We start from the raw sequence: 18,090 nt of genomic DNA on the forward strand, positions 1-18,090 counted from the left end.
TACGCACGGGGAGGCTATCTGAATCGCCGAGCGCTACTGGTGGCGGCTCCCATCAGAGCGAAAGCCATACCGGCGATCAGACAAAAGACCGCGCCATGATTTCCACCCGTGGCGAGGATCAGTGAGACCAAGGCGGAACCGAGAGACCATCCGACGTATCGGGCCGCGGCATTCATCCCACTTGCAGCGCCGCTACGCCCTACAGGTCCTGCTGTCATCATGGCGGTGTTGTTCGGCGTCTGGAACAGACCAAAGCCGATACCGCAAAGAGCCAATCGCCATATGACATCCCACTGCGCCGGAGCCGCAGGCAAGAAGACCAGCAAAAGCAAACCACCGGCCAACACTGCCAACCCCGTGCTGCAAATCACCGAGGCCGGGTAACGGTTGATCAAACGACCAGCGATTGGGGCGGTGACGGCGGTCATCAACGGCCAGGGCGTTACAAGAAAACCTGTTTCCACGGCGGAAAGATGAAGCTCCGTCTCAAATAAAAACGGCAAGGCGACGTAAGCTAGAATTTGTGCCGCGTAGGAGCAGACAGATGTCCACACCGATAGGGTAAACCGGGGGATGCGGAAAAGATCGAATGGCAACATTGGCATAGGGTGCCGCTGCTGTTGCCGAATGAAGAGACTAAAAAAGACCAGACCGACTACGATCTCTCCCGTGGCGATGCGCCAATCGCCGATACCCAGCGTGCCGACTCCAACGACGAAAAGCCCGAACGCTAGCGCATTGAGAACGGTCCCGGTCAGATCAAGCCGGCGAGCGACTCGAACGTCCGGTGGTGCGACGGCAATAAATAGAGGTAGCACGAGGCCAAATGGAACATTCACCAGGAACAACCAAGGCCATTGTGCCACGGCGAGTATTGTCGCCGCGATGGTAGGCCCCAAGGCTCCGGGTATCGCCACCGCTAACGCGACCAACGCCAGCCCCTTACTGACCCTGCGGTGTGGGTAGATCACCCCTACAAACGCAACGCCCGCGACAGCAAGCGCGGCCGCTCCAGCCCCCTGAACCAAGCGCGCCCCGAGCAACATCGGCAATGTTGGAGCCAAAGCGCACCCCAACGAGGCGAGAACAAAAATAGCTAGACCGGCGGCATAAAGGCGCTTCAGACCGAGTGATTCGGCCAGACTTGCAACAGGCAACAAACAGACCGTTGCCGAAAGCTGGTAGATATTCACCACCCAAACGGCCGCTGCATCACTGCTCGTGAATGAACGCGAAATATTCGGCAAGGCGATATTCACGATGGCGCTTCCAAGAGAACTTAGCCCCAGTCCCAGCAAGATGCAGACCATTGCCCAGCGGCGCTTCGACGTCGTTAAACACTCGACGCCACTCATCAGGATGCAATCTCGCGCGCGGTCTTTAGACGGCCCACGGCGCACATCCCCTTAGACGCTGTAGATCGATACGCAATGTCACAGCAATAGTTATCCGATGTCGGCCATATCCGTGCACTAATGAGCGGTATTTTCTTCACTATCAGCTCTTCCGTTAAACAAGCCGGGATGGACATAGACGCTGCAGACAATGATACTAAGGCGTGTGAACGATGTGCGGCCAATCGACATATATGACACGCCAAGCGCAACTACCTATGCCATTCAGGATTCTTCACCGGACGAAGTCCCGAGGTGCGTCCGTCGCCTTGCACGAGCATGAGGAATCACAAGTAATCTTCGCGGCTTCGGGAACCATGCAGGTCTACACCGCATCTGGACGCTGGTTCGTCCCTCCCCAACTCGCACTCTGGATGCCAGCCGGCATGCCTCATCGGGTCGATATGCTTTCCGATACCGAATTACGGATGATCTATTGGCATCCCTCGGCGTTACGGACGTGGGCGCCAGAACGGCCACTCGATTACGTATTCGCTGTCGCGGTTACTCCACTGTTGCGGGAATTGATCGCCACGAGCTTCAAGGAAGATATATCGTCTGCAAAAGCCGAACTCGCCGCCCGATTGATTCTTCACGAGCTTAGCGAGACACCCGACCTTCCAGTATTCCTGCCGATGCCAACCGGTATGATCGCAAGACGCGTCGCTGATCTGGCTTTAGCCGATTCACGGATGCACCTCGGAGTCAGTGACCTTGCCCATCGAGCAGCCACCTCGATTCGCACCGTCAGCCGCATGTTCCCGGTAGAAACAGGATTGACCTTCAAGGTCTGGCGGCAACGAGCACGGATCGCCCTGGCAATCGATCGACTCTCGGCGGGAGACTCAATCTCGCGGGTCGCGGCAGACGTAGGCTTCGCCAGCACAGCGGCGTTCTCGTTTGCCTTTCGACAGGTAACGAAAATGACACCCACCGCCTTTCTTCAGCATCTCCCCGACTCGGGTAGCCCCGGCGACATGAGAAAGCTGTAGCAACTCTCTGAGTCGCTCGCAGCTTGGGCTGACACCGGTTTCGGGAGGCGCTATCTGGATTCATCACTTGCAAGGCAGTGCTGCCTGCAGTTAGGCAACCCGTGAAGCGCTAGCCGATGACCGAGGAGATGAGCTGATGGTGTGCGCGCAAATAAATCAGGAGCTGATCAATGGAGGGCGCTTCATACTCACAAGCTCTTTCAGATCATGCAGATCATCCGCGGATGAGATTGCAACTGCCAGCCATTTCCCGTCATGGTAGGTGCGAGCTTCATCGTAGAGTTTGACCAACTGCGGGGGCCAAAAATAACGCCGCTCCTCAAACTTCTCTCGCTCTGCTCGACCCAAGACCACCTGCACCGAAAACAACCTGTATGCTGGCTGTAAGGTGCAGAACGCTTTGATCTTCTTGTAGCGCAGGGACCAACCGCGTTTCTTGCCACCATAGAGCCAATCCGGCTCGAAAACACCGGGGTAGGATGCGTCGATCCAGCTTCGCAACTGCACCCAATGCTCAAACGCCTCCGTCCCGATCCAGTCGCGAACAGTGCGTTCATCAGGGGGGGCTGATTTGCCGGCGATCCTATCGCCGATCTGAGGCGATTGTTCCATGTCGTTTTCTTGCTGACTGTCATGGGGGGATGGAACGTTCATCTATCCACGGCTCCGGCTGGACCAGCGCTTATCGGGGGGCGACAATGACGGCGATTTCAACGAAACCAATATACGGTACCGACACTGATCTTGTCGAACGCGGGGTGATTGCGTTGGATGGGCGGGTGCACAACTAAAGGCTGCTCGTGCCGCTATACACTGCGCATGCGGCGGGCCTCGTTACGCTGCAAGGTCATGCTCGGGGACTCGTCGAATAACTTGCGGTACTCAACGGAAAAGCGGCCGAGGTGCGTGAAGCCCCAGCTCAAGGCTATCTCGGAAATGTTGCGCGCAGAGCCGTACTCAAGGATATCCTGGCGCACGGCATTCAAGCGGTATTTTTTCAGGTAAACCATCGGCGACAGTGCGAAGTGCTTCTTGAAGGCTTCGAACAACTTGAAGCGTGAAACCCCACTCGCGGCCTCGATATCCTCAAGGCGCAGCGATTCTCGGGCATTGGCGTGGATGTATTGCCTGGCTTTGATCAGATAGTGCGGCAACTTCACGCCCAACACGCGCTTCAGCTCTTCGGAATAATTGTTCGGTTGAGCAAGGATCAAGCCTTTGATCAAGGAACTCTCGATATCCCGGGTGAACGCCAACTGCTCATACAGTTCGCTGCCGCGCTCCAGTTCGGCGATGAAATAACGTGCCATTCGCCACCACGAAGCCGATGCTCCATCGACCGCATCCATCACCGACTCGAAACGCAACGGAGCTTGCAACGGTCGTTGCAACATATCCTCCAGAGACTCACTCATGGCGGCACGCGTGATGACCACCTGGACTTTGCGACAATCGCCGGAGATCGCCAGCACCTGGTTTTCATTCGGTGAAATGATCACACCTTGATCGCGATTGGACTTCACCACACTGCCGTTCTTGCTCAGTTCCTGCTCGCCCACCAGCGGCAAACTCAGGCTGTAGCTGCTGAAATGCTCAGCGTCCTCGATATCGACAGTGACATCAGTGCCGTACTCGATAGTGCCCAACGTGGTGGCCATCGACTTGAACACATTAGCGCTGTGGTGAAAGCGGATCCGCTCGGGGGTCGCGGTCACGAGACGATGCGGCCCACAGATGCCAGACATCCAGGTCCTCGCACCTTCAAGGTCAAATCTATCAATACGAATATCGCGAAACTGCGCATTAGTTTTGCTGTTCATCACGATGCACCCACGACCATGTTTTCTGCGCGCTCTACGGCGCGTATCCCCCGCAAAAACAGCAAGTTCCAAGCGACAAAGCCGCTAATCCGACCCAGTGGATAGCAATTACCGACTCAGTGGATAGAGCAGTCGTTTTAAACCTTGGACGCGTCCTCGAACACTACACCCGTCCTGCCAGACAGTACCTGAATGCTACAGACAGGTGTGGCCTTTTATCGCTGGATGCGAGATTTGGATAGGAGCTGCACGGTTTGATACGTGGATCTGTTACCCGGCGCGCAGCGGATCTTTTAGGCGCCACTGCAATTTTTTGGACTGCCTTCGCCGACAAATCGGATAGACCCCTACCCGCCTCACTCTCTCTAATGAGTACAACCGATTGGCCCAAATAAAAAAGGTATAGACCCATGGGTGGCGAAAAGAACGTCGAGCAATGGAAAGCGTTTATCGAGGGCTGCATAGACTTCCGACCGACAGACGGCGTATTCCGGATTGCCCGGGACATATTCACCGAGCCACAGTTGTTCGATCTGGAGATGGAACTGATCTTCGAAAAGAACTGGATTTACGCCTGTCATGAAAGCGAGCTGGCCAACAATCACGACTTCGTCACGATGCGCGCCGGCCGCCAGCCCATGATCATTACCCGCGACGGCGACGGTCAGCTCAATGCGCTGATCAACGCGTGCCAGCATCGCGGCACGACCCTGACTCGCGTCGGCAAGGGCAACCAATCGACCTTTACCTGCCCGTTCCATGCCTGGTGCTACAAAAGCGACGGCCGCCTGGTGAAGGTCAAGGCGCCCGGCGAATACCCCGAAGGTTTCGATAAGGCCGCACGCGGCCTGAAAAAAGCGCGCATTCAGAGCTACAAGGGTTTTGTGTTTATCAGCCTGGATGTCCTCGCTGATAACAGCCTCGAAGACTTTCTCGGCGACGCCAGGGTGTTCTTCGACATGATGGTTGCTCAATCGCCGACCGGCGAACTGGAGGTACTGCCCGGCAAGTCGGCGTACACCTATGACGGCAACTGGAAACTGCAGAACGAAAACGGCCTGGACGGCTATCACGTCAGCACTGTCCACTATAACTACGTGGCCACGGTGCAACACCGCCAGCAGGTCAACAGCGAGAACGGCAGTCGTGCCAGCCACACCCTGGACTACAGCAAACTGGGCGCCGGCGACGCCAACACCGATGACGGCTGGTTTGCGTTCAACAACGGCCATAGTCTGCTGTTCAGCGACATGCCGAACCCCACAGTGCGCTCCGGCTACGCCACGATCATGCCACGGCTGATCGAAGAACACGGCCAGGAAAAAGCCGAATGGATGATGCATCGGCTGCGCAACCTGAACATCTATCCAAGCCTGTTTTTCCTCGATCAGATCAGCTCGCAACTGCGCATCATCCGCCCGCTGACCTGGAGTAAAACCGAGATCATCAGCCAGTGCCTGGGGGTTAAAAACGAATCGGACGCGGATCGGGAAAACCGCATTCGTCAGTTCGAGGACTTCTTCAACGTGTCGGGCCTGGGTACACCGGATGACCTGGCGGAGTTCCGCGAAGCTCAGCGCGGTTTCCAGGCGCGCCTGGAGCGCTGGAGCGATATTTCCCGCGGCAGCCATCGCTGGGTAACCGCCGCCACCCCCAATAGCGAGTCCATCGGCATTGCCCCCGCCATGACCGGCACCGAATTCACCCACGAAGGGCTTTACGTCAATCAGCACAGCAACTGGCAGAAATTCCTGCTCGATGGCCTGGAAGCCAAATCCCTGAAGCTACGTGAGGTGTGAACATGAATGTGCAATTGCAGTATCAGATCGAACAGTTTTTCTACCGCAAATCCGAACTGTGCGATGCCCAGGAGTGGGACGCTTATATCAACCTGTTCGATGAATACAGTGAGTTTCACCTGCCGCAATGGGACTCAGAACATGTCTACACGCGCGACCCGAAACGCGAAATGTCGCTGATCTACTACCCGAATCGCTCTGGACTGGAAGACCGGGTGTTCCGCCTGCGCACCGGCAAATCTGCCTCGTCGACCCCGATGCCGCGCACCTCGCATTTGATCAACAACGTGCGGATCAGCGAACTCGACGACAGTGAGCTGGAGGTGCGCCTGAACTGGCACACTCTGTTCTATCGCCTGGCCACTTCCGAGCAGTTCTACGGTCGTGCGACCTATCGCCTCAAGCCCCACGCCGACAGTTGGCTGATCACCCGCAAGCATGTCCTGCTGCTCAACGACACGATCAATTCAGTGCTCGATTTCTACCACCTCTGACCCCCTGGAGACCGGAGCATGCACCATAAGGTCGCGTTCAGCTTTGCCGACGGCAAAACGCTGTTCTTTCCCGTACAGCCCAACGAAATACTGCTCGACGCCGCCCTGCGCAATGGCATCAACATTCCTCTGGATTGCCGCGAAGGCGTCTGCGGAACCTGTCAGGGCCGCTGCGAGTCGGGCGATTACAGCCAGGACTATGTCGATGAGGACGCGCTCTCCAGCCAGGACCTGCGACAACGCAAAATGCTCACCTGCCAAACTCGGGTCAAGTCCGATGCGACGTTTTATTTCGATTTTGCTTCCAGTCTGTGCCATGCCGCAGGCCCCAAACAACTCAGCGGCACGGTCACTGAAGTCCGACAGATTTCAGCCAGTACTGCGATCCTGCGTTTGCATCTTGGCTTGAGCAACCCGTTGGATTTTCTACCGGGGCAATACGCTCGATTGCTGATCCCGGGGACTGAAAGTAAGCGGTCCTACTCGTTCGCCAATCGACCGAGCGGCGACAATCAACTGCAATTCCTGATTCGACTGTTACCCGAAGGGGTAATGAGCAACTACATCCGTGAACGCTGTCAGGTGGGGGACCACATCGGACTGGAGGCACCTCTGGGCGCATTCTATCTTCGTCACGTGGCCAGACCCTTGATCTTGGTGGCTGGTGGTACCGGGCTTTCCGCCCTGCTGGGTATGCTCGATGAACTGGCCGAGCGTGGATGTGCGCAACCGGTGCATTTGTACTACGGCGTGCGAGACGCTGCCGATCTGTGCGAACGCCCACGCATCCAAGCCTATGCCGAACGCATACCTGGGTTTCGCTACACCGAAGTGCTCAGCAATCCGACGCCGCAATGGTCGGGCAAACGCGGCTACATTGCCGAACACTTCGATAGCATTGAACTGCGCGAGGCGCCGGTCGACATGTACGTTTGCGGGCCACCGGCGATGGTCGAATCGATCAAGGGCTGGTTGCAATCCCAGGCACTGGACAACGTTCATTTGTACTGCGAAAAATTTACCGAGAGTGATATCTGGACATCGGTGGTCGCTCCGACCTGATCCGAGCCAATTGTTCGCTGCCACACCAGAACATTAGCCCTGCCCGCCGCCATGGATACCCTATTCGCCCTTGATGGCGCGTTGCCGATCCAGACGCTCCGTGGACCGCGGGCGGGCGACTATCCGGATATCTACTTCGACACCTCGCTTTTAAACCCTGCAAAGCGTCCCTAGGCGACGCTTGACCTGGAGAGAGGCCTGGCTATAACAACTCGCAGCCCTTCCAGAAGCCATTTTCCAGCAACTCATGCAGGGCCGCATGGCATTGATCAATCACGGTCGTAGTAACCGGTGATAGGGGCAGCGTGTTACTGATACACAGGTAGACATCTCGCCCGAATCCGCCCTCGATACCGTGGATGTCAACCTGGCGGTTGAGGATTTCCTCGTGAGCCGCCGAGTAAGGCAGAATCGTCGCCGCCAAGCCGGCACGCACGGCGGGAATCAGGATGGCCGAGGTGCTGGCCTCGCCGAACAGATCGAACGCCAGGTTGGCCCTTAAAAACGCATGCTCGACCCGCGACCGTAATGTGTTGGGCATGCTGGGAAGAATCAATGGCATCTCGGCGATTCGTTTCAACGACACGGGCCCTGTGGTGGGGATCACGTCATGGCGTGTCATCAAATACAACTCTTCACGAAACAACGGCAAAAAATCCATGTCCTTGGGTTTTTGTGGGTCCGGCACCAATGAAAAGTCGACTCGACCATGCCCGACCAGCGACACCAGGTCGGCGCTGGGCGCATCGACGATTTCCAGCATGATCGATGGATAACGCTTCTTCACCAGCCGCATCAAACGCAACGCCAGCAACTTTGAGGTGCTGGAAGGCATGCCGATCGAGACATTGCCGGTCATGTCGCCCTCTTTCTTGGAGATCAGGACACGGGTGTTGTCGACCTGTCGCAGGATCGTTTTCGCATGCCGATATAACAGGTCGCCTTGCTGCGTTGCCTGGATTCCCCGCGAGCTGCGATTCAACAACTTTACACCCAGTTCATCCTCCAAGAGGGTGATTTGCTGACTCAGTGCCGGTTGCGCGATATGCAGCCCCTCGGCAGCACGCGTCATGTTCTGCGCTTCAATGATCTTCACGAAATAGTTCAGCTGTTTGAGATTCAAGCCGTTCTCCTGCGAAGTTGCCGTGAGTGTCTGAACAGAGCGTCTGCAAGGCTCGATAAGAAAAACTTATAGCACGCTCAACAAACGGTATTTCAGTCTGCCTCGATGAATGCCTAGGATCATTGAAAAGAACAAAAAAGCAATCCAGGAGACACGCTCCATGCAATTGCCTCTTTCCGGCGTCAAGGTACTCGATCTGACTCGCGCATTATCCGGCCCTTTTTGCTCCATGATCCTGGCGGATCTGGGAGCCGAGGTCATCAAGGTCGAACCCACCCCCCATGGCGACATGATTCGTCAGTGGGGGCCGTTTGATGGCGATATAAGCGTCTATTATCTTAGCGCCAACCGAAACAAGAAGGACATTGGGGTCGATTTCCGTCAGGCTGAGGGATTGGCCTTGATCAAGGAACTGGCACTGAAATCGGATGTGGTCGTGGAAAACTTCAAAGTGGGCACCATGGCTGCCATGGGACTGAGTTATGAAACACTCTGCGCCCACCGTCCGGAACTCATCTACGCCTCCATCTCCGGCTTTGGCAGCACGGGTCCCGCCAGGAACTGGCCCGGATTCGACCAGATCGCGCAGGGCTATTCCGGCTTCATGAGCTTGACCGGCACGCCGGAATCAGGCCCGACTCGAGTGGGCACCGCCATCGGCGATCTTACTGCCGGCATGTGGGTCGCGATGGGGGTGTTGGCGGCCTATATCGAGCGCCAGCGTAGCGGTCGTGGCCAACAGGTTGAGACCTCCTTGCTGGCCAGCCTGATCGGATTGCTCAGCGTTCAGGGTCAACGCTACCTGAGCGTTGGCGAAATTCCCGGCCCATCAGGCAACGTTCATCCAGTGATCGCCCCCTACGGCACATTCGAGACCGCCGATGGCCCGCTGAATCTGGCACCGGCGGCCCAGGATATGTGGATTCGCCTTTGCCATATTCTGGAGTTGCCGCAACTGACGCAAGACAGCCGCTTCAAGACCAACGCCGAGCGCATGCACAATAGCCTGGCGCTCAAGGCATTGCTCGAAGGCAGTTTGCGCAAGAAAACCCGCATGGAATGGACCTCGGCGATGATCGAGGCCGGCATACCGGCGGGGCCTATCAACACGTTGGAAGACGTATTCAATGACGAACAGGTGATCGCTTGCGGCTTGGTTGAAACCGTTGAACATCCACTACTCGGCGCACTGAAACAGGTGGCTCTGCCAATAAAAATGGCTTCGCTGGCGCAAGGCTCCGTGCGTACCGCCCCGCCTTTGTTTGGTCAGCATACAAAGCAAGTGCTGGCCGATTACGGTCTCTCGCCAGAAACAATCGCGCAATTGTTAGAAAAGAAAGTGGTGCATCAATGTAACCGTTCATTCTGAGCAGCACGAACGATAAGCCGTCTATGGTCAGAGTGTTATTAATAATAAAAACGGAGATCAATGATGAAATTCATGAACCTGGCGTTATTGGCAACCAGCGTGCTGATGTTGGGCACAGCTCAAGCCGAAACACTGAAGCTGACCCATCAATGGCCGCAGGGCGATGGCCGTGACAAAGGCGCGCGGCAATTTGCCGACGAAGTCGTCAAACGCGATCCTTCGTTCAAGTTCCGGATTTATCCAGGCGCTTCGCTGATCAGCAACCCGATCAAGCAAATCGATGCGCTGGCGGGCGGTTCGATCGATCTGGCAATTTTTCCGCTGATCTACGGCGTGGGCAAAGCACCTGAATTTTCCATCACAATCCTGCCAGGAGCCGTCAGCAGCGTGCAGGATGCCATGCGTTTCAAAGGCACCGACTATGAAACGCAATTGCAGGCAGTCGCCGAGAAGCAGGGCTTTCATATTTTGACTTGGTGGTGGACAGAAGGTGGCATCGCCAACCGGATACGGCCAACCACCACACCGCAAACCGTTCAGGGCCTGAAGTTCAGGGGGGCCGACCGAACCGTGGACACCGTCCTGGAGAAAGCCGGCGCTTCGGTATACGCCATGCCATCCACCGAGCTGTACAACGCGATGCAAAGCGGCGTGCTGGACGGCTTGATGACCTCGTTTGAAACCTTGATGAGCATGCGTCTGTATGAGCAGGTCAAATACGCAACGCTGGGCGGTGATTACACAATATTCGTGGTGTTTCAGCCATTGGTGATCTCGACAAGGGCGTGGAATGCGCTGACCCTGGAACAGAAGAAGATCTTCGAACAGGCTGCCGACGCCACGCTGGCCGACTTCAATGCCGATCAGGACAAGATCAAAGCCGAGGTGGTCGCCAGGTTCAAGGCCGCGAAAGTCGACGTGCGGCAAATGTCGAAGGACGAATACGACCAATGGCTGACCCTGGCCAAAAACACTGCATGGCCCGCCTATGCCAGCATCAGCCCGCAAGCCAAGCGTCTTTTGGAGGCCGTGGAACAACTCAACCAAACCGCCCAGAAGTGAAGGCAGGCGGATGAGCCGCCCGATCCGTTCAACAATAATAAAAGCGGAGACGAACATGCATAGCTTTGATCGCTGGATAACCCGTGTCAGCACTGCCCTGGCCGTACTTTCGGCCGGACTGCTGCTGGCGGCGACCCTGATCATCACGTGGATGGTGTTCAAGCGTACCATTGGCCTGCAGAACTCATGGGAACTGGAGCTTTCGATTGAACTGATGATCGCGGCGATTTTCCTGGCATCGCCCTACACGCTAGCCACTGGCGGTCACGTCAAGATGGACCTGTTGAGTGTCATTCTGCCGGAGCGATTCAAGTACATGCTGGCACTGATAGCACAACTGTGTGCCTGCTTGATTTGCCTGTATCTGGCCTGGGAAGGATGGCGCATGACTCAGCACGCCTTCGTCACCGCGGAGCGCGCCCTGGGGATCTGGCAGCCTCTGGCCTGGCCCAAATACGCCACGATTGCGTTGGGCATGCTGATCACCGCCCTGCAGTACGTGAGCTGCATGCATCAAGCCTATTGCCTGCGTCGTGATGCACATGAGAAGGAGGTTGCAGCATGTCTGAATTAGAACTTGGCGCGTTGCTGTTCGTGGTGACCTTTGCCGTGCTGTTTTCCGGCATCCCGATTGCGTTCGGGCTGATTCTGGTGTCCGTGGCCTTCCTTTATTGCTTCGGAGACTTGAACGGTCTTGCGGCGATACCCACTACCTTCGTCGGCGAACTGTCCAACTTCGCGCTGTTGACCATCCCGTTATTCGTGCTGCTGGGCTGCGCCATCGGCGCCTCTCGTGCGGGCAAGGACCTGTACGATTCGTTGCATCGCTGGATGTGCGCAATTCCCGGTGGCCTGGTTATCGCCAACATCATGGGGACTGGCCTGTTTGCCGCGATGTGCGGCTCCAGCCCCGCCACCGCTGCCGCCATCGGGCGTGTAGGTATTCCAGAAATGATCCGCCGAAATGTCCCCCCGCGCCTGGCTACAGGTGCGATTGCCGCAGGTGGCACGCTGGGCATTCTGATTCCGCCGTCGCTGACTTTCATCATCTACGGCATCATCACCCATACCTCCATCGCACGCCTGTTCCTGGCCGGCGTCGTGCCCGGCATCATGCTGTTGGTGATCTTCGCCGTGTATGCCTGGGCCAGCAGCTATCGCCAACTGCGCAATGACCCGCAGCAGGTGACAGAACGCTACACACTCAGCGAGAAGATGTCGGGGCTGATCCGCATTCTGCCGTTCCTGGCCATCATCATTTCGGTGACGGTGGTCATGTATGGCGGTTTTGCCACGCCTTCCGAAGTGGCTGCAATTGCCGCCTTTCTGGCCCTGGTGCTGGTGGTCGTGGTGTACCGGACATGGCATCTGGCCGAACTCTGGACAATCATGCGCGAGGCTGTGCGCGAGTCCTGCATGATTCTGATGATCGTGGCCGGCGCGGCGGTGTATGCCTACATGATGTCCTATCTCTACATCACGCAAAGCCTGGCGCAATGGATGTTCAGTTGGAACCTGAGCAATTGGGAGCTGATTCTGGTGCTCAACGTGTTCCTGCTGATTGCCGGTTTCTTTCTGCCGGCAGTCTCGATCATCCTGATGAGCATGCCAGTGATTCTGCCGGTGCTGGTGCATAGCAATATCGATCTGATCTGGTTCGCGGTGATGCTGACGATCAACCTGGAAATCGGCCTGATCCATCCGCCCATGGGGCTCAATCTGTTCGTAATCCGTGGCGTGGCGCCGCAGGTTGCGCTGCGCGACATCATGATGGGCGCCTTGCCCTTCGTCGCCATTCTGCTGGCCTTTATCGTGCTGCTGGCGATAGTCCCAGGCATCGCCACCGGGTTACCCGATCTGTTGATGGGGCCTGCCTGAGCCACGCACATGACCGACAGATCCGGTACCACGACCAATCACCCTGCGAGGAAGACCAATGCCTGATTTGAAAGAAGATGGTGTGCCACAGCTGACACTGAAGGGTGCAGTGGCAACCCTCACACTGTGTCGCCCTAGCCAGCACAATCGTATCGCACCACAAGACTGTGATGTGATCAGCCACCACCTACGGCAACTTGAGAAGACGCCTGAATTGCGCTTGCTGATCATCACCGGCAGCGCAAGCAAAACCTTCAGCTCCGGCTATACGCTGGGAGCAATCAATGACCAACTCGACAGCCGCTTTGAAAACATGCTGGATCACCTCGAACGTTTTCCATTGCCGACGCTGTGTGTGCTCAATGGCAGCGTCTATGGGGGCGCCACCGATCTGGCGTTGTGCTGCGACTTACGGATCGGCCTGCGCGGCACCCGCATGTTCATGCCAGCCGCCCGTATCGGTTTGCATTATTACCCCGGCGGCATACGGCGCTACGTCACACTGTTAGGTCTGGCGGCGGCCAAAAAACTGTTCCTGACGGGCCTTAGCATCGACGACGACGAAATGCTGCGCATCGGTTTTCTGCACGAGCGGGTAGCCGCCGATGAGCTAGAGGCCACCGTCCGCCGGTACATCGACGGTATTCTTGAGGGCGAAACCAACGTGCTCATCACAATGAAGGCCGACTTGATGGCACAAGCGGCCAATACCGCGGACGAAGCCGTGATGCGCAGCCACTATGATCAATCGCTGAAATCAGCCAGCCTTGCCGCACGGTTGCAGGCGCTGGAAAAACTGTAGCGGCTGACTAACCTGTCCGGCCAGCTTGCCTTTGTCGAAGCTCTCATTGCGAAACAAAGGCTTCGTTAATCTTCATTGAGGAGAATAGGCAATATTTCGTTTAAGCCTGTTAAATCGCGGTCAAGGTGTATGACTGTAGGATTATTGCAATTGCTCTCTGCCACTTTCAACCTTATTTTTCTATCAACGGTAGGAGGAGGGCAATAAGCAAGCGAGACTGCAAATCCACTCAAAAATTCAACCGTCGAGTTAAGAATGAACGCCTGTCTACCAAGCAATGGGTGCATTCCTTGGAGTGGGAATATCCCGTCATTAGCACGCGTATTAGCCGCTACAAAATGCTCATTTTCAACAACACCATCTTCTTCAATCTGAAGAGTATCCTCATTAAAGTAGATTCGGCGTGCTAGCCTGACTTGCGCATTGGTAATCCCTCCGAAGGCAACCCATTCTCTTTGGTATCGAAAAGCCGATCGTGCGAAAGCAATGTCTCGTCGACTCTCATCTTCTGGAGGATTCCGCTCCAAAGCCTCCATATAACGATCGACCTCATAGAAATTCTGCTCTGCTCGTATTTCATATATATAAAGCGGGCGGACCCGCTGAGTTGGCGGAGTAAGTCGGAACCTCGTCTGCGCAACTTGACGTGCAGCTTCCAGCGTTTCTGCTGTTGCGACAAAAGCAGAGCCCTCTGGGCCTAGTTGCCTCAGGCTTACCCCTAAAACATGAGCCAATAAATAGTCGTTTTCTCCCCAAGGAGCAAAAGCCTTAGTGTTTTCTGGAGAAAATATTTCCTCAGGCGGTCGATCATCAACCCGATAGACCTTCTTTGGGGGTGCGGCCAGTACGCTGGAAAAAAACAAAATAGAAAGTAAAAAAACCGCGCCCCTGGCCTTCGTGAAAAAATGCTGCGATTTCATACTTTGAGCATTAGGGATGAGACCAAGAGCTTTCAATGAATAAACTAAAAGACCTGTTTTAAAAAAATTCGACATTTCATATAATCTGCAGAGAATCATCTCAACACCCAAGAACATGTATCTCTCTCCAATATTCATTCGAACCAGCCAGATTAACCAATAACCCTAACCACCATCAACAGAATAGAACGGCAGATTATTTATAATTATCTTATTCATTTCTCCGTTGCTGCAATACTCATCAATTTTTACCTCTCGACCGGTAGCATATGCTGTTAGCAATATCGAAACCATAATCCGCCCGCCTATCTTGTCCACGCCATATTTTGGACTCAGCTTCACCTTGTAGTTTGGATATCCCTTTATTGTAAAAGTCGGATAATACATATCATTGCCATACTCAATAGAATCTACCGGGCCGGATCTCGGTGGGCATTTATATTCTTCAGAGTAGGCATGTGCGCAGAAAAAAATTGTCACAATCATGACAAACAAATTTGATTTATTTAGGAAAAACATGATATACCATTGTTAATAGTGCAACTAATCAGAGAGAAATAGTTAGATGCGATTATGAAAAATAAGGCCTTAGGTTTTATAGCTGATACGAACTTTATTTACATGCCCATCTCCCTCGCAATATCCGACATACACATCCGAACCTGTCACGTATGCCGTTAACACTATTGCCGTCATGACCTTTCCATAACTCTTGTCGATACCATAATCCGGGCTTATCAACATCCAATCATACGGATAATCAACCAACACAAAAGAGAGATAATTAAAACTGTTATCAAAATGAACCCTATCTATCTTACCAATCTTGTTCGGCGCTGGCGCGCACGAATTTGCATATAAGTCGGTGGACATCAGAAAAAACAAGCATAAGATAATCAACCTATAAATATACATTACTACACCTCACCAAATAGGCTCATCGCATTCATGACTGGATATATTTTTTGGCTGGGTTAGTAGCATAGTTTCCGCACCTCTGTAGAACCAGCTTTCACCCACCGCGACTGCAATTTAGAACTTTGAAAAATACTTTTCCCTAGTAATTTTTATAGTTTTCCCCTGTATCAGGATAGTTGTCACCCGACCGGACTCATCAAAGCGCGTGGCACCAAGTAGCGTATTACTGGACTGGAGCGCAAGCTGCGGGCAAGGAAAAGGCACTGGCGCAGGCCGTTGCCATTCTAGGGTTGAGCAAAAACTCACTGTCTACTTGGGGGGGACGACAACAAGAACCGCTAACCTCGTCGCCAGAACGGCTGCAATTCGTTGACTGGTTAGCTGAAGCCGTCGCTGCCGAGCTGGGCGCAACGCTGGACAGAAGATGACGTTTGCAAACCGACGCACAAACTACAACGGTACGCGCCACGCCGGTCAATGCCCTGAGCCAGGACGAGCGTGACGCCCTATAATCAGACGTTCTATCGCACAAATCGACGATACTGAGGTTAGTCAGAAATGCATGACTACTTCGAGCCATTCTAGATATGTATGACCCCCAGAAAAAATCCGGTTTTTTAAAGTAGTATAGCCTCTCACTGAATTTATCTTATTTTCTCTAAAACTATTAATATTACTAGGGAAAAATCCGTTTCGGAGCCCGATAATATGCGGACATGAAACATGGTGTCATGCTGAACATGAAGCATAACAACCATACCTTTTATTTGATTAATACCAACGCCATCACGAGCTTGCCATTAACGATATAACCCCTATTTAATGAGGTGAATCTCCAATGCGCTTTATGAGATTAATGTGTTTGTGTTATCTGTTTCTGGTATCCGCTGAATCATATGCAGCCTACTCGTGTGCGCCAGCGCCCAATAAAATTGGAAAAATTGATAGGATCAGTTTTTCCAACAACGAGGATCATGTCAGATTTACCATAATTAACTACCCGTACAACTGGATGGCACTAAGCCCAAAATATGACATAGACACGGACTATGGGCGAACCATGATGGAAATATTACGAGCAGCGTTCGCTACGGGTTCGAATGTTGATATTCACTGTACGAATGGAGAGGTTAATAAAATCCGCATCAGCTACCAACCCTGATATTTTTCCTTCAAGAAAAATCTTGTCTATTTCTAAAATTTTCACCTTGCCAAACATTGGTGCGCTATGACCTCGCTAAAATCAGCCATATGCATTCTCGTTTTAACAGCCCTCTCCTGCCTAGACGCTTACGCTGAAGATTATAAATGTGCGAAGCAATCCAGCGCAATAGACTCTATTGAATATGATAACAAAAATTATTACCTTGTTTTTACACTTAAAAAAAGTCCAAATAATAAAATGATGCTGAGCCCATCGTATGGAGTAGATAAAGCACGCGGCCGAGCTATAGTTTTGATGTTGCTAACAGCATATGCTACCGGTCAAGAGGTCGACATTGGACCCTGTGTTGACGGGGACATGGATCAACTCACTATACAAACCCTGTCACAATCCTCTAGCGACAACCGTTGAATTTCCGATAAAGCAAATATCTGTCAACACCGGTTGAAAGCTGATCCACTAACACTTAAGGCTCTCGCGAACCATGGCCAGTTTTTTCTCTAGATTCCAGCGGTGCCGTCGCTCCCACCCCACAAGCCCCCCATTTTTATCATCAAACATACCCGTTTACCTATCCCTTATAGCAATGGGGAACCGGTGCCCTGTCCTTCATGGGGCTTATTCATACTTACTCTCTGGATTTTATCGTAACCTCAATGCACGCGCCCTTCTCGTGACAATTTTTTATCATGCCATCCCATACAGTTAATTTATCGTTGTAGTTCCGTAGAACAAATGACTCACCTTCGTCAAAAGCATAGTCCTCTCCCTTGCCTTTGATAGTACCTATTCTATAAAGTGTCGCTTTCGTGGCATCGGTTATAATTAGCTCAGCGGTATGGAAATTGGCAACTGGATATGAAGGGTATTTCTTATCACTCAGCAACAAACAGTCATAACTACCCCCACTACTTTCACTATAACCAGTCCATTCGGCTAGTGTGAGAACATCCATGGAGCCAAATAGAACCTCAGTCCTTGAGACATACACCCTAACCAAGAATCCTGATCCAGGAGGCCATTGCACAAGCACCTTTTCATCCATTTTAACCGTCGCTTTCCAACCCACGCTCGGCCTAAAATCTATGTATGCCTCTCCACTTGCATATGTACCTCTCTTATCTACAATTGCAGTAAAACAAATGTCGCAATTCCTTTCGGGAAGGCTATCCTTGAAGATGACAGCTTGTTCAAGCTCAGAGTCCGGATTAGTACCCCAAGATATTTTCATTTTTTTCACCCGCATCTATAAAGTGATCAATAAATAATATTTTTATTTCCAAAAATCATAT

At 53.5% G+C, this 18,090-nt stretch carries 16 protein-coding genes; 9 read left to right on the forward strand and 7 right to left on the reverse strand.

The features are described from left to right. Positions 1-14: 14 nt before the first annotated feature. Positions 15-1,355, reverse strand: a complete 1,341-nt coding sequence (locus BMX68_RS19095; RefSeq protein ID WP_017134415.1) for an MFS transporter — start codon at positions 1,353-1,355, stop codon at positions 15-17. Positions 1,356-1,612: 257 nt separating this feature from the next. Here BMX68_RS19095 and BMX68_RS19100 point away from each other — a divergent pair, with 257 nt between their 5' ends. Next, on the forward strand, positions 1,613-2,386 hold the full coding sequence (locus BMX68_RS19100; protein WP_039792975.1) for an AraC family transcriptional regulator: 774 nt from the start codon (positions 1,613-1,615) through the stop codon (positions 2,384-2,386). Between the two features lie 156 nt (positions 2,387-2,542). Here the strand turns inward: BMX68_RS19100 and BMX68_RS19105 are convergent, their stop codons facing one another. Both BMX68_RS19105 and BMX68_RS19110 read right to left on the reverse strand, forming a co-directional pair. After that, on the reverse strand, positions 2,543-3,040 hold the full coding sequence (locus BMX68_RS19105; protein WP_211208535.1) for a DUF3788 domain-containing protein: 498 nt from the start codon (positions 3,038-3,040) through the stop codon (positions 2,543-2,545). Between the two features lie 152 nt (positions 3,041-3,192). Next, the gene (locus tag BMX68_RS19110; protein ID WP_074862501.1) at positions 3,193-4,206 is read right to left on the reverse strand and encodes an AraC family transcriptional regulator; all 1,014 of its coding nucleotides are present in this window, start codon (positions 4,204-4,206) and stop codon (positions 3,193-3,195) included. A gap of 410 nt (positions 4,207-4,616) precedes the next feature. On the opposite strand from BMX68_RS19110, the gene antA reads away from it, so the two are divergent. From antA to antC, 3 genes are read left to right on the forward strand one after another with little or no spacing between them, the layout of a single operon-like run. Next, positions 4,617-6,005, forward strand: a complete 1,389-nt coding sequence (antA, locus tag BMX68_RS19115; RefSeq protein WP_017134411.1) for an anthranilate 1,2-dioxygenase large subunit — start codon at positions 4,617-4,619, stop codon at positions 6,003-6,005. Positions 6,006-6,007: 2 nt separating this feature from the next. Continuing rightward, the gene (gene antB / locus BMX68_RS19120; RefSeq protein ID WP_017134410.1) at positions 6,008-6,499 is read left to right on the forward strand and encodes an anthranilate 1,2-dioxygenase small subunit; all 492 of its coding nucleotides are present in this window, start codon (positions 6,008-6,010) and stop codon (positions 6,497-6,499) included. Positions 6,500-6,517: 18 nt separating this feature from the next. Further along, positions 6,518-7,561 carry an anthranilate 1,2-dioxygenase electron transfer component AntC gene (gene antC / locus BMX68_RS19125; RefSeq protein ID WP_017134409.1) on the forward strand — a complete coding sequence of 348 codons (1,044 nt, stop codon included), beginning with the start codon at positions 6,518-6,520 and terminating at the stop codon, positions 7,559-7,561. Positions 7,562-7,763: 202 nt separating this feature from the next. Here the strand turns inward: antC and BMX68_RS19130 are convergent, their stop codons facing one another. Beyond that, entirely contained in the window at positions 7,764-8,684 is a 921-nt protein-coding gene (locus BMX68_RS19130; RefSeq protein ID WP_017134408.1) for a LysR substrate-binding domain-containing protein, read from the reverse strand. A 160-nt stretch (positions 8,685-8,844) separates the two neighbouring features. On the opposite strand from BMX68_RS19130, the gene BMX68_RS19135 reads away from it, so the two are divergent. From BMX68_RS19135 to BMX68_RS19155, 5 genes are all read left to right on the forward strand, one after another. After that, complete coding sequence (locus BMX68_RS19135) at positions 8,845-10,053, forward strand: CaiB/BaiF CoA transferase family protein (protein ID WP_017134407.1); 1,209 nt, start codon at positions 8,845-8,847, stop codon at positions 10,051-10,053. Positions 10,054-10,116: 63 nt separating this feature from the next. Next, a complete protein-coding gene (gene dctP / locus BMX68_RS19140; protein WP_017134406.1) occupies positions 10,117-11,115 on the forward strand; it encodes a TRAP transporter substrate-binding protein DctP in 999 nt (332 codons plus the stop codon). 55 nt (positions 11,116-11,170) lie between these two features. Continuing rightward, positions 11,171-11,689 (forward strand): TRAP transporter small permease subunit, encoded by a 519-nt coding sequence (locus BMX68_RS19145; RefSeq protein WP_017134405.1) that lies wholly within the window; start codon positions 11,171-11,173, stop codon positions 11,687-11,689. Continuing rightward, a complete protein-coding gene (locus BMX68_RS19150; RefSeq protein ID WP_017134404.1) occupies positions 11,677-12,993 on the forward strand; it encodes a TRAP transporter large permease in 1,317 nt (438 codons plus the stop codon). Before BMX68_RS19145 ends, BMX68_RS19150 begins: the two co-directional genes overlap by 13 nt. A gap of 58 nt (positions 12,994-13,051) precedes the next feature. Beyond that, a complete protein-coding gene (locus BMX68_RS19155) occupies positions 13,052-13,795 on the forward strand; it encodes an enoyl-CoA hydratase/isomerase family protein (RefSeq protein WP_017134403.1) in 744 nt (247 codons plus the stop codon). Positions 13,796-13,860: 65 nt separating this feature from the next. Here BMX68_RS19155 and BMX68_RS19160 read toward each other — a convergent pair whose 3' ends face one another. The 3 genes from BMX68_RS19160 to BMX68_RS19170 all read right to left on the reverse strand — a co-directional run bounded on the left by BMX68_RS19160 (position 13,861) and on the right by BMX68_RS19170 (position 18,029). Beyond that, complete coding sequence (locus BMX68_RS19160) at positions 13,861-14,832, reverse strand: hypothetical protein (protein WP_074862504.1); 972 nt, start codon at positions 14,830-14,832, stop codon at positions 13,861-13,863. Between the two features lie 48 nt (positions 14,833-14,880). Then, positions 14,881-15,234 carry a hypothetical protein gene (locus BMX68_RS25640; RefSeq protein WP_143063328.1) on the reverse strand — a complete coding sequence of 118 codons (354 nt, stop codon included), beginning with the start codon at positions 15,232-15,234 and terminating at the stop codon, positions 14,881-14,883. 2,192 nt (positions 15,235-17,426) lie between these two features. Then, a complete protein-coding gene (locus BMX68_RS19170; protein ID WP_143063329.1) occupies positions 17,427-18,029 on the reverse strand; it encodes a hypothetical protein in 603 nt (200 codons plus the stop codon). Positions 18,030-18,090: the final 61 nt, after the last annotated feature.

It is taken from the genome of Pseudomonas agarici (assembly GCF_900109755.1).
In the GTDB taxonomy this organism is placed as follows: domain Bacteria; phylum Pseudomonadota; class Gammaproteobacteria; order Pseudomonadales; family Pseudomonadaceae; genus Aquipseudomonas; species Aquipseudomonas agarici.